The organism is Arthrobacter sp. LT660, from assembly GCF_056172845.1.
Genome location: NZ_CM149651.1, coordinates 3,241,173 through 3,252,789 on the forward strand (window position 1 = coordinate 3,241,173; position 11,617 = coordinate 3,252,789).

The window sequence follows — 11,617 nt, forward strand, 5'->3', positions numbered from 1 at the left end:
ACAGAACTGACTCTACGCGAGGTGAGTCATATACGTCAACTGTGAACCTCCGGGAGTCTCGGTTGTCATTCGTGAACCGCACTGCAACAATGAGCCCATGGCAGAAACGACAGTCGAGTCCTCATATACCCCAGACCACGGAGCTACTACCCAGATCGTGGATCCGGTTGCCATAGAGGTGCCCGGAACGCTGACGGTTTTCCATGCCCCAGCTGACAGCCAGGACGTTTCCTTCCGGGTGGACCTGGTGGACAACGTTCTTCGGCCCACAGCCATAACGGTGTCTTCGCGGAGTGGGCAAGAAGTAACGTCAACCGACCTGCGCGCTGTGAATGTGAAAAATCTATGGCGTTCGGCCATCGTGCAGCATCTCGTTTACCAGCGGGGGTACCACTCGTGGGAAAGTTTTGACTTGACAAAGGTGCTGGTGGAAAGCCCGATTCAGTTACCGGATGAGGACTTGGAACGGCTCAGGCTCCGTGGCCCTGAGCGTGACACATTGGAATATGTGGCAGACATCTATTCACTCGGTCGGCTGCTCGGCCTAGCGCCAGCACTTTATGTTCAACAGACCTTCGCGGGTGAAAATCTTGATCCATTGCCTAGGACGACTGCATCGAAGTGGATCAAGAAGGCGCGAGATCTAGGGATGATCTGACGATGGCGACGATTGAGTCTTACGCCACGGCGGCAGGAAAGCGTTACCGAGTTCGATACCGGACTCCGGAGCGAAAACAGACCGATAAGCGGGGATTCAGGACCAAACGTGATGCCGAAAACTTCGCGGCAACGGTTGAAGTTTCCAAGCTCAAGGGCGAGTACATCGACGTTGCAGCGGCAAGGGCCACCGTAGGTTCACTGGGGCCGGAATGGCTAACCAGGCAAACGCACCTGAAGCCGTCGTCCTACCGGCCAATTGAGAGCGCATGGAGGCTGCACGTAGAGCCGCTGTGGGGGAGCACCGCTGTCTCCGATATCCGTAAGACGGCGGTTCAGCAGTGGATCTCAGACATGACGACGGGGGACGGCGATACGCGGAAACCGAAGTCGGCCACGACGGTAATTCGCGCCTATGGCGTCTTGGCATCGATCCTTGATGACGCGGTGAACGACCGGCGCGTCCTGTCGAATCCTGCGCGTGGCGTCAATCTTCCCCGGAAGGGCAAGAAGGCCCACATCTATCTGAGTCACGAGCAAGTGCATTTGCTTGCTGTGGAATCCAAATATCCGGCGCTGATCCTTACGCTGGCCTACTGCGGCATCAGGTGGGCTGAGGCGGTGGGACTGAAGGTGAAGCATCTGGACATGCTGAAGCGCCGGCTGCGGATCGAGGAGAACGCCGTCGAGGTCGGAGGCAGGATCGAGGTTGGGACGCCGAAGAACCATAAGAAGCGGAGTGTTCCGTTCCCCCGGTTCCTTGCGGATCGTCTCGCTGCACAGTGCGAGGGCAAGGGCCGCGACGATCTGGTGTTCCCAGGGCCGGACGGCGGCTATCTACGGTCGGCAAGGATTCATGAGGACAATCACTCATGGTTCGCCGGGGCGGTGAAGCGTTCCGGCGTGCCCAGGATTACCCCGCACGATCTACGGCATACGGCGGCGAGCTTCGCTGTCAGCGCCGGGGCGAACGTCAAGGCCGTGCAGAGGATGCTGGGGCACAGCTCCGCAGCCATGACGCTGGACATCTACGCGGACCTGTTCGACGACGATCTAAACGGCGTTGCGGACGCGCTGGATCAGGCTGTTTCACGGGCAAGTGTGGGCAAAATGTGGGCAAGCGGTGTGTCGTGACAAAATAAAAGGCCCCTACTTCCCTTGTTTCTAGCGGAAGTAGGGGCCTTTTTGACTGGCGGTGACGGTGGGATTTGAACCCACGTTGGCTTTGACACCAAACAACATTTCGAGTGTTGCACCTTCGGCCGCTCGGACACGTCACCAGACTGGTCCACTGTACCGGAGCCGGGGACTCTGCCCAAAACCGGGGCTCCGTCGTCGTCCCCGGTCCGTTCGTCGCCTGCGGTTCAGCGCAGGCGGGCGAAGAAATCCCGCAGGAGGGTGGTGGACTCCGTCTCCCGCACGCCGGGAAACACCTCGACCCAGTGGTTCAGGCGCGGCTCGCGCAGGACGTCGAACACCGAACCGGAGGCGCCGGCCTTCTCGTCCCACGCGCCGAACACCACCCGGGGGATCCGCGCCAGGACAATCGCCCCGGCACACATCGCGCACGGCTCCAGCGTCACCACCAGGGTGCAGTCGGCGAGGCGCCACCCGTCGCCGTCGCCCCGGTCGCGCAGCGCCGCGGCGGCCGCGCGGATGGCGACCATCTCCGCGTGGGCGGTGGGGTCGCCGTCGGCCTCCCGCTCGTTGCGGCCGGTCGCGAGGACGGTGCCGTCCGGACCGACGACGACGGCGCCGATTGGCACGTCGCCCGTGGCCAGCGCGCGGCCGGCCTCGTCGAGGGCCAGCCCCATCCACGCGCGATGGTGCGCATCATCCCGGATCACCGTCCAACCTTAGTTCAGGCGCGGGGGAGGGCTGGTAGTTTTGGGGGCATGCGCGTACAGGTAGTCGACCACCCGTTGGTGGCCCACAAGGTCTCGGTCCTGCGGGACAAGAACACCCCCTCACCGGTCTTCCGGCAACTGACGGACGAGCTGGTGACTCTCCTGGCGTACGAGGCCACCCGCGAGGTGCGGACGGTCGACGTCGAGGTGGAGACCCCCGTCGCGAAAACCATGGGCACGGCGTTCGCCAAGCCGACCCCGCTGGTGGTCCCGATCCTCCGCGCCGGGCTCGGCATGCTCGAGGGCATGACCCGGCTGGTGCCGACCGCCGAGGTCGGTTTCCTGGGCATGGCCCGGAACGAGGAGACGCTGGACATCATCACCTACGCCGAACGCCTCCCCGCGGACCTCACCGGCCGCCAGGTGTTCGTGCTGGATCCCATGCTCGCGACCGGCGGAACGCTGGTGGAGGCCATCAAGTTCCTCTTCGACCGCGGCGCCGACGACGTCACGTGCATTTGCCTCATCGCGGCGCCGGAGGGCATCGAGCGCCTCGAGGCCGAACACGGCGCCGACGACCGGGTCCACCTGGTGCTGGGCTCCCTCGACGAGCGCCTGAACGAGAAGTCCTACATCGTCCCCGGCCTCGGCGACGCCGGCGACCGCCTCTACGGACTCGCCCACTAGCCGCCTGCCGTACTCCCCGTCCGCGCCCCCCGAAGTGGACATTACCGAGGGTTAACTACCTGAGGAAATGTCCACTTCGCGGGGTTGGGAGGGTGTGGTCAGAGGAAGGGTGACCCTGAACTCCGTGCGTCCGGGCTCGCTGGCGACCGAAATGTCGCCGCCGTGCGCCTCAACGATCGCCTTGACGATCGGAAGGCCGAGGCCCGTGGTTTCGTCGTCGCCCGACCGGGCGGCGTCGGCCCGGGTGAAGCGGGAGAAGACCTTCGGCAGGAATTCCGGGTCGATTCCCTCCCCGGAGTCCGCGACGGTCAGGACCGCGCGGCGCCCGTCCGCCTCCCGCGCCAGGGTCGCCTCCACGACCGTTCCCTCCGGCGTGTGCTTGTGGGCGTTGGACAGCAGGTTGTTCAGGACGCGCGCCAGCTGTCCGGCGTCGCCGTGGACCACCAACGGGACGGACGGCAGGTCCAGCCGCCACTGGTGTTCGGGCGCGGTGACCCGGAAATCCCGCGCGGCCTCCGCCACCAGGAGCGTCAGGTCGACCTCGCCGGGGGTCGGCTGCTGGCCCTCGTCCAGCCGGGCGAGCAGCAGCAGGTTTTCGACCAGGGAGCCCATGCGCCGGCTCTGCTCCACGATCCGGTCCAGCGACCGCTGCCCGTCCGGGCTCAGATGCTCCGTGGCGGACACGAGTTCCGAGTAGCCGCGCACCGAGGCCAGCGGGGTGCGGAGCTCGTGGGAGGCGTCCGCCACAAAGCGGCGCATCTTCTCCTCCGACGCCTGCCGCGCCTCGAGAGCGGATTCGACGTTGTCCAGCAGGGCGTTCAGCGCGTGGCCGACGTTCCCCGCTTCCGTTCCGGGCTCGGAATCGGCCGGCGAAACGCGATGGGCGAGCCGGACCTCGCCGGCGTCCAGCGGCAGGGTCGCCACCGAGCCCGCGACGGCGGACACCCGCTCCAGCGGGCGCAGCGATCGCTGGATGATCAAGGACCCGATGAGCCCGGTAGCCGCGACGCCCGCGCCGGACACCAGCAGCATGGTCCACGAGAGCGACGCGAGCGTGTTCTCCGCCGGGCGCAGCGGGAGCCCGGTGATCAGTGTCCACCCGGAACCCGCCCCGGGATCGACGGAAACGGCCATCAGCCGGTATTCGCCGAACGACAGGCGGATATCGACGGGGGAGGCGCCGGGCGTCACCGCGGCGATCGCATCGGCGTCGTCCTGGGTGAAGTCCGAAATGTCCCGCCGGTCGCCGGTCTCCGAATCGAGGACGCCGCCGATCTGCAGCGTGTTGCCGATCAGCCGTGCGTTCAGGGTGCCGGACGCCTGGCCCGGCGCATTGAGCGGATCGCTGCCGTCGCCGCGCCCGCCGAAGGCCGAGGCCCGCTCCGAGGCGAACGCCAGCTGCTCGTCGACCTGCGCGTAGAGGGTGGAGCGCATGGCGGTGTGCGTGATGAGCCCGATCACCAGGCAGACCAGGGCCAACAACGCGACGACGGCGGCCAGCAGCCGCGCGCTCAGCGACCGACGGCGAGGGGTCACGGCGCCCGGCGTCACGTGGCGGGCTTGAGGACGTACCCGGCGCCGCGCACGGTGTGGATCATGGGTTCGCGTCCGGCGTCGATCTTCTTGCGCAGGTAGGAGACATAGAGCTCGACGATGTTCGCCTGGCCGCCGAAGTCGTACTGCCACACGTTGTCCAGGATCTGCCCCTTGGACATGACGCGGCGCTTGTTTTCCATCAGGTAGCGAAGGAGATCGAACTCCGTGGCGGTCAGCGTGATTTCCTCGCCGCCGCGGACGACCTCGCGCATGTCGGTGTTGAGGACCAGGTCCCCGACCACCAGCTCCGCCGGGTTGGCGGACGCGGCGCCGGAGCGCTCGACGATCCGGTGCAGGCGCAGCAGGACCTCCTCCAGACTGAACGGTTTGGTGACGTAGTCGTCGCCACCCACGGACAGTCCCTCGATCCGGTCCTCGACCGCGTCCTTGGCGGTGAGGAACAACGCCGGCACGTCCGGCTGGAACGAGCGGACCTTGCGCAACACCTCGGTCCCCTCGAATCCGGGGAGCATCCAGTCCAGCACCAGCACGTCGGGGGAGTAGGAGCGGGCGGCCGCGACGGCGGAGGGACCGTCGTGGGCCACCTGGACATCCCAGCCCATCATGCGCGCGCCCATGCTGACCAGTTCGGCGAGCGAAGGCTCGTCGTCGACGACCAGCGCACGGATGGGGGCCCCGTCCTGGTGCTCCAGACGGGGGAGCTGGCTGGGGCTGAAACGCGAGTTGGTCATGGATCCACTTTCCGGCCCGTGAATGGGCCTGACCTGAGACGCACCTGTGGCGGCGCTGTGAGGCCGCGCCCAGGCTGTTCGGCTGGTTCGCGCTGCTGCCGGAGCGGCGTGGTGCGTTGGACGGCGTGTTCGTTCAGCCTAGCGCCGGTCATACCGCGGTGGCGCCGGTCCCGCCGCTGTTGCGGTGGGAATTCGAGCGCGGATGCCGCCGGGGATTCCACCTTGATCGGCGGAGCATAGTCAAGGCGGGAGTGCCGTGTCCAGCGGTCGTGCATATTTATGCATACGTGGACATTGCGCTCGTATGCGCCGCGACGGTTGGTCATATCTGCCAACTGCAATCGAGATGCATGTACATCGGGACCGGTATCGGCAGGGAATTTCTCGCAAGTGACCAAAGTGAACTGCGTCACATCCATGGTCGTTCGTCTCACAATGTGGAACGGGTGCATGAATATTACTTGCGGGTTCGATTTATTACGCGCAAACTGGTTTTTGTGAACATCGACGCAATAGCACCTGAAGCGACAGGGCCAACGTGGGGCCACGGAGTTGGCTGCGCGCGGAGCTGTTGTCGAATGCAGGCCTAGCCCTCCCCACACGGGAACCGCCAGGCCAGACCCGCGCCCCCGTCCTCCGTCACCACGGACCGCCGGATGGCGCACCCGCAGCATTCACGCCGATCACAGACTCTTCGCACAGTTACGAGGTATCAAGATGTCCGTCACTTCCGGATACGTCCACATCTCCATCCGCAACGCCCAGAACCGCGCCGCGGCCGCCCAGCGGCAGCCTGTTGGACGGTCATCGTTCGCCGCGCCCGCGGGCTTCCGCCAGCTCCACGCGGTGCCCGGTGGACAGGATGCGCAGCCGATGACCGCGCCGACACCAGTGGTCGCCGGAAACGGAATTCCCGGCCCCCAAGAGGTCACTCCGGACACGGCGGCGCGTGGTTTCGTCCTCTATGTCGGTCTCGACGAGTCGGCCGCGCAGGCCCAGGGGACTTCGCTGGGCAAGCTTGCCACGCAGGTCCGTGCCTTCCTCCAGACGCTGGCCCCCGAGGCGCAGACGCACGCCGCCGTTGCCTTGGCCCCGGCCAACGCCACCGGCGACAACATCGACGTCGTGCGCCAGGCGCTGGGCGACCCGACGGTCTCCCGCCGCCCGCGCGCCGAGACCCCGGCCCGACCCGCGCAGGCCTCGCAGCGCCTCTCCGGCGTCCTGATCGACCTCTCCCGCCGCGAGGTCCACCTCGACGGCGAGACGCTCAACCTCACCTTCAAGGAGTTCGAGCTGCTGAACTACCTCGTCGAGAACGGCTCCCGCACGGTCGGCCGCGACGAGTTGCTGGGCAACCTGTGGCGCAACGCCGAGGAGATCCCGAACGAGCGGACCATCGACGTGCACATCCGCCGCCTGCGCTCCAAGCTGGGACGCCTGGCCAACACCGTCCGCACGGTCCGCGGCCAGGGCTACCGCTTCTACGAGCACCCCGAGGTCGTCGTCTGGGCCGCCCCGGAATACAGCATCTAGCCCGCGCGTCTGCGCCTACGCTGGAACCATGAGCGACCACCACATCAAGCGTCTGCTGGTCCTGCGGCACGCGAAGTCGGACTACCCCTTCGGCGTCCAGGACCACGACCGCCCGCTGGGATCCCGCGGCGAGCGCGAGGCGCCCCTGGCGGGACGGTGGATGGTGGAAAACGGGATGGTCCCGGACTACATCGTGTGCTCCGACGCGCTGCGTGCACGCTCCACCTGCGCGTGGGTCGGCAGCGAGCTGGGCGCGAAGGGCCCGACGCCGTACCTGGACAGCCGCGTCTACGGCGCCGATTCCACGGCGCTGCTCTCGATCATCAACGAGACGCCGGAGACGGTGGGAACGCTGCTGGTGATCGGCCACCTGCCGACCGTCCAGGACCTGTCCATGCGGTTGGCTTCGGTCGATTCCTCCGAGGAAGACGTCATGGAGATGGCCACCCGCTACCCCACGCTGGGGCTCACGGCCATGGAGATCACGAAGCCCTGGGCCGAGCTGGACGGCCGCGATGCCCGCGTCACGCATTTCGTGGTGCCGCGGCCCTGAGCCTCGGGCAGGAGCGAACCCTGAACTTCGGCATGGCGACGTCGAAAGTGCGGCGATAGGCTGGAGCCATGTCCGTCTCTGAGCTGTCGTCGAGTACCCAGAACTACCTGAAGGCGGTGTGGGGACTGTCGGAATGGTCTTCCGCAGCCGTCACTCCGACGTTGATCGCGGAGAAGACCGGACTGAAGCTGTCGTCCGTGTCGGACGCCGTGCGCAAGCTGTCCGCGCAGGGACTCCTGAGCCACGCGCCCTACGGCGCTGTGGAGTTCACGGACGCGGGGCGGGCGCATGCGTTGGCGATGGTGCGTCGCCACCGGTTGCTCGAATCCTTCCTGGTGGGCGTTCTCGGCTATTCATGGGACCAGGTCCACGACGAGGCGGACAACCTGGAGCATGCGGTTTCCGACTTCATGGTGGACCGCATCGACAGGCTGCTCGACTTTCCCAGTCGCGATCCGCACGGGGATCCGATCCCGTCCGCGGACGGCACCGTGGTGATTCCGGACGCGGTGCAGTTGACGGCCGTGGCTGCCGGAGCGCGGGTCGTGGTGGAGCGCATTTCGGACGACGACCCGGCGCTCCTGCAGTTCTTCCAAGAGCATGGTGTGGTTGTCGGTGCGGAATTGGTGGTGAGCCAAGGCGCTCCGTTCTCCGGCGTTTTGGACGTTCACGTGGCCGGGGCGGACTCTCCCGTGCCGCTGGGCAGTGCCGCCACCGACGCGCTGTACGTGTCGGCCGCGGGGGACGCCCCGGGGGTAGCCGCTAACCCGCCCGCGTGACCTCGTCGGCGCCCGGCCCCGACGGCGACTCGCGCCAGTCCCGGACGATGCCGGGGGCGGGGAGCTGCCGGCGTCGTCTTCCGGTGAGGACCCTGGTGGCAATGAGCCCGTGCCTGGGGCCGAAAAGGTACGCGAGTAGGAACGCGGCCCCTTGGGCGAGGACGACCATTCCGCCGGACGCGGTGTCCAGGTAGTAGCTCAGGTAGAGGCCGGCGACCGCGCAGACCGCGGAGATCGCGGGAGCGAGGAGCAGCATGCGGCTGAAGCGGTCCGTGAGCAGATACGCGGTGGCGCCGGGGATGATGAGCATCGCAACCACCAGGATCACCCCGACGGCCTGCAGGGCCACCACGGCGGTGAGGGCGAGCAGCCCGAGGAGGGCTGCGCCCAGAATCCTCGGGTTCAGCCCGAGGGCATGCGCGTGCGTCCTGTCGAAGGCAAACAGGGTGAAGTCGCGCCGCTTGGCGACCAGGACGCCAAAGGTCACCGCGCCGAGGGCGGCGATTTGGGCCAGGTCGGACCACGAGACGCCGAGCAGGTTGCCGAAAATGATGTGGTTCAGGTCGGTTTGCGAGGGCGTGACGGAGATCAGCACCAGTCCGAGGGCGAACAGGACCGTGAAGACGATGCCGATGGCGGCGTCCTCCTTGACGCGGCTGGTGTCCCGGACCGCGCCGATGAGTGCGACGGCGAGGAACCCGAAGACGACCGCGCCCAGCGCGAACGGAGCGCCGACGATGTGGGCCAGCACGACGCCGGGTAGAACGGCGTGGGAAACGGCGTCTCCCATCAGCGACCATCCGATGAGCACGAGCCAACAGGACAGCACGGCACACACGATCGAGGCGATCAACGTGGTTGCGAGGGCGCGGACCATGAAGTCGTAGCCGAGCGGTTCGACGAGGAAGTCTAGGGGGTTCATGCGGCGCCTCCCCGTTTGAGGACGTCCAGGCCGAAAGCCTGGGCGAGGTTATGCGGTTGGAGGACCTCTCGCGGGTCACCGTGCATGAGCACGCGGCGCATGAGGAGGACCGCCTCGTCCGCCAAGTCCGGGAGGGCATGCAGGTCGTGCGTCGAGACCAGGATGGTCGCGCCGCCGTCGGCGAGTTCGCGGAGGAGACCGACGATGGTGGCCTCGGATCGCTTGTCCACGCCGGCGAACGGCTCGTCCAAGAGTAGGACGGTGGCTCCCTGGGCGATGCCGCGCCCCACGAACGCGCGCTTCCTCTGCCCGCCGGAGAGCTGCCCGATCTGCCGGCTCGCATACTCGGTGAGCCCGACCCTCTCGAGCGCGTGGTCCACGGCGTCGTTGTCGGTCTTCTTCGCGCGCCGGGTGAAGCCCATGTGGCCGTAGCGGCCCATTGTCACGACGTCCCGCACGGACAGGGGGAACGCCCAGTCGACGTCCTCGCTTTGGGGCACATACCCCACGGCGCCGGATCTGCGCGCACTCGACGGACTGGCGCCGTCGATGCGAACCGTGCCACGGTCGGGACGGACCATGCCCATGATCGTCTTGAACAGCGTCGATTTCCCGGACCCGTTCATGCCGATCAGGCCGCACACCCGGCCGGAATCGATGCTTATGGTCGCGTCGTCGAGGGCCAGCACCTCTCCGTAGTGCACGGTGACGTGCTCGATCTGGATGGCTGGTGTGGTCATGGGTTCTTCCCGGTGAGTGCGTCGACGATCACGGCTGTGTCGTGCCTGATCAGGTCGAGGTATGTGGGCACCGGTCCGTCGGCCCTGGAGAGGGAGTCGACGTAGAGCGTGCCGCCGAAGTTCGCGTCGGTGGCCTCGACGACCTGTCGCATGGGCGCATCGGACACGGTGGACTCGCAGAACACGGCCTTGATCCGGTTCTCGCGCACGAACTCGATCGCGGAGGCGATCTGCTGCGGAGTGGCTTGCTGCTCGGCGTTGACGGCCCAGATGTACCTCTCCGTGAGGCCCGAGTCCCGGGCAAGATAGGAGAAAGCCCCCTCGCAGGTGACCAGCGCTCGTTCGTTCTTGGGCAAGGGGGCGAGGCTGTCGACGAGCTCGTCCTGCACGGCCTGCAGTTCGGCCTTGTAGGCATTGCCGTTCGCCCGGTAGTCGCCGGCGTTGGCCGGGTCGAGCTCGCTGAACGCCTCGACCATGTTGTCGACATAGACCTGCACATTCATCGGGCCCATCCACGCGTGCGGGTTGGGCATGCCGGCGTAGGCGTCCTCCGTGATGCCGATCGCCTCGACACCCTCGCTGACGACCACGTGCGGGACATCCAGATCCTGGACGAACTGGGCGAACCAGGCCTCCAGGTTCATGCCGTTGTCGAGGATGAGATCCGCCTGGGACGCCTTGCGGATATCGCCAGGGGTGGGTTCGTATCCGTGGATTTCGGCTCCGACCTTGGTGATCGACTCCACCCGGAGGTTGTCGCCCGCCACGTTCTCCGCGATGTCGGCGAGAACGGTGAACGTGGTGAGCACCACGGGCCGGCCAGCGTCGTCGGCGGCCGCATCCATTCCCGTGCCCCCGCACGAGGCAAGGGAAACCGCCAGTGCCGGGACCGCGGAAATCGCTGCGAGACGGCGGACGAGAGAGCTTGACGACAGTGTCATGGGTTCTTCCTTTTATGCCGATGGCGGGACGAGTCAGGCGCGCCCTCCCGCGGTGGGCCCGGATCGTGGCCGCGGCGTTCGGGTTGCCATCCCTGCGACCCAGCATAACTCGATTGTTCGGCATGGCGTAGTTTTCAGCGTTGCCATTCCGTAGTGGTGATGCTGGAGTCCATGGAAACGCATGCGGCGCCGCCAACTGCCTGAGGTCGCGCCGCCACCGTCGCCCCCGGGGCTTCGGGGTGCGACGCCAGGGCCTGTCCCAGCGCAGGATTTCCGCTGCCGCTAGATCGTCGGCGGATCCCGACCGTGGTTAAACAATAGAGGAGCCGCGATTTCTCGCGGCTCCTCTTAATGTGCGCCCAAAGGGATTCGAACCCCTGACCTTCTGTTCCGTAGACAGACGCTCTATCCAGCTGAGCTATGGGCGCTCGGTCCGTGACTCGCGCCGTTGACCTCGAACAACTATACAGACTCTTCAGGGAGGTGCAAACTTGGGCCAATGGCGGGGTCCCCGAGCGTGCGTCCGCGGGTTGCGTGAGGAAGTGTGACTAGACCGGTCTACGTGACCTTTGTCACACTAAAGGGTGCTAGTACCGCCGAAAAGCCCGAAATGGCGCGGTTGTGCTCGGATCGAAGGGCGCCGGTGGCGACCTTGGTCACAAACCACCCC

12 protein-coding genes and 2 tRNA genes are annotated in these 11,617 nt (G+C 66.5%); 6 read left to right on the forward strand and 8 right to left on the reverse strand.

Features of this window, described 5'->3' with window-relative positions; genetic code table 11:
• Window positions 1–97 precede the first annotated feature (97 nt).
• Both AC0QSG_RS15155 and AC0QSG_RS15160 read left to right on the forward strand, forming a co-directional pair.
• Window positions 98–658, forward strand: coding sequence for a hypothetical protein (locus AC0QSG_RS15155; protein WP_475376001.1), 561 nt, complete (start codon window positions 98–100; stop codon window positions 656–658).
• 2 nt (window positions 659–660) lie between these two features.
• Window positions 661–1,791, forward strand: a complete 1,131-nt coding sequence (locus tag AC0QSG_RS15160; RefSeq protein WP_475376002.1) for a tyrosine-type recombinase/integrase — start codon at window positions 661–663, stop codon at window positions 1,789–1,791.
• A gap of 56 nt (window positions 1,792–1,847) precedes the next feature.
• Here AC0QSG_RS15160 and AC0QSG_RS15165 read toward each other — a convergent pair.
• Both AC0QSG_RS15165 and AC0QSG_RS15170 read right to left on the reverse strand, forming a co-directional pair.
• Window positions 1,848–1,937: transfer RNA gene (locus AC0QSG_RS15165), tRNA-Ser, on the reverse strand.
• 84 nt (window positions 1,938–2,021) lie between these two features.
• Entirely contained in the window at window positions 2,022–2,471 is a 450-nt protein-coding gene (locus AC0QSG_RS15170; protein ID WP_475377327.1) for a nucleoside deaminase, read from the reverse strand.
• An 81-nt stretch (window positions 2,472–2,552) separates the two neighbouring features.
• Here AC0QSG_RS15170 and upp point away from each other — a divergent pair, with 81 nt between their 5' ends.
• A complete protein-coding gene (gene upp, locus AC0QSG_RS15175; protein WP_435728746.1) occupies window positions 2,553–3,191 on the forward strand; it encodes a uracil phosphoribosyltransferase in 639 nt (212 codons plus the stop codon).
• Between the two features lie 51 nt (window positions 3,192–3,242).
• Here the strand turns inward: upp and AC0QSG_RS15180 are convergent, their stop codons facing one another.
• Entirely contained in the window at window positions 3,243–4,727 is a 1,485-nt protein-coding gene (locus AC0QSG_RS15180) for a sensor histidine kinase (RefSeq protein WP_475376003.1), read from the reverse strand.
• An 11-nt stretch (window positions 4,728–4,738) separates the two neighbouring features.
• Complete coding sequence (locus AC0QSG_RS15185) at window positions 4,739–5,479, reverse strand: response regulator transcription factor (RefSeq protein ID WP_475376004.1); 741 nt, start codon at window positions 5,477–5,479, stop codon at window positions 4,739–4,741.
• A 717-nt stretch (window positions 5,480–6,196) separates the two neighbouring features.
• Here AC0QSG_RS15185 and AC0QSG_RS15190 point away from each other — a divergent pair.
• The 3 genes from AC0QSG_RS15190 (at window position 6,197) to AC0QSG_RS15200 (ending at window position 8,344) form a co-directional block, all read left to right on the forward strand.
• Window positions 6,197–7,012: a winged helix-turn-helix domain-containing protein gene (locus AC0QSG_RS15190; protein ID WP_475376005.1), complete on the forward strand. Its 816-nt coding sequence runs from the start codon at window positions 6,197–6,199 to the stop codon at window positions 7,010–7,012.
• A gap of 28 nt (window positions 7,013–7,040) precedes the next feature.
• Window positions 7,041–7,565, forward strand: coding sequence for a SixA phosphatase family protein (locus tag AC0QSG_RS15195; RefSeq protein ID WP_475376006.1), 525 nt, complete (start codon window positions 7,041–7,043; stop codon window positions 7,563–7,565).
• 68 nt (window positions 7,566–7,633) lie between these two features.
• Window positions 7,634–8,344 (forward strand): metal-dependent transcriptional regulator, encoded by a 711-nt coding sequence (locus AC0QSG_RS15200; protein WP_475376007.1) that lies wholly within the window; start codon window positions 7,634–7,636, stop codon window positions 8,342–8,344.
• Here AC0QSG_RS15200 and AC0QSG_RS15205 read toward each other — a convergent pair.
• The 4 genes from AC0QSG_RS15205 to AC0QSG_RS15220 form a co-directional block, all read right to left on the reverse strand.
• Window positions 8,328–9,266 (reverse strand): metal ABC transporter permease, encoded by a 939-nt coding sequence (locus tag AC0QSG_RS15205; RefSeq protein ID WP_475376008.1) that lies wholly within the window; start codon window positions 9,264–9,266, stop codon window positions 8,328–8,330. The genes AC0QSG_RS15200 and AC0QSG_RS15205 overlap by 17 nt on opposite strands.
• Entirely contained in the window at window positions 9,263–10,006 is a 744-nt protein-coding gene (locus AC0QSG_RS15210; protein ID WP_475376009.1) for a metal ABC transporter ATP-binding protein, read from the reverse strand. The genes AC0QSG_RS15205 and AC0QSG_RS15210 overlap by 4 nt, the downstream gene beginning before the upstream one ends.
• Window positions 10,003–10,947, reverse strand: coding sequence for a metal ABC transporter substrate-binding protein (locus AC0QSG_RS15215; protein ID WP_475376010.1), 945 nt, complete (start codon window positions 10,945–10,947; stop codon window positions 10,003–10,005). The genes AC0QSG_RS15210 and AC0QSG_RS15215 overlap by 4 nt, the downstream gene beginning before the upstream one ends.
• Before the next feature lie 354 nt (window positions 10,948–11,301).
• Window positions 11,302–11,375, reverse strand: a tRNA-Arg gene (locus tag AC0QSG_RS15220).
• Window positions 11,376–11,617 lie beyond the last annotated feature (242 nt).